This is a genomic window from Oleiphilus sp. HI0132, from assembly GCF_001635845.1.
On sequence record NZ_LWGJ01000924.1, the window covers coordinates 1 to 493 of the forward strand.

Genomic DNA, 493 nt, shown 5'->3' on the forward strand with positions numbered 1-493 from the left:
GTCAAACAACTCATGACCACCTTCCATTTTTAATACTAGCTTGAGGTGTTTTTCTTTTAATACTCTGCTCTGTACCAATTCAAAGGTATTTTCAAAACAAGGTTCTGGAAAGCGTTGACCCCAAGGCCCAGCAGCTTCAAGCTCTCTTATTTGCTGAACTGTTGACTCATACTCATTCAATGGGCCATCGGTAAGGATAACCGACTCCATATCCTCTTCCCTCAATAACTCTCTTACGACTTGGTCAAACGCTTCATTAAAATGCGGATAGCTCGCTTCATCAATCGACAAACCCGCCGCCATCGCATGGCCACCAAACTTTTTAATCAGCTCTGGGTGGCGCTTAGATACCAGGTCCAGAGCATCGCGCATATGAAGCCCGGGTATAGAGCGCGCAGATCCTTTTAGCTCCCTATTCTGAATCAGCGGATCATCGCTAGCAGGCGCAAAAGCGATTACGGGCCGATGAAATAGCTCTTTGATACGTGAAGCT

1 protein-coding gene is annotated in these 493 nt (G+C 46.2%); it reads right to left on the minus strand.

Annotated elements, in window-relative coordinates; all coding sequences use genetic code 11:
* Positions 1–493 (minus strand): DHHA1 domain-containing protein (locus tag A3766_RS10405; RefSeq protein ID WP_231882880.1); only part of this gene is annotated, 493 nt, incomplete at both ends.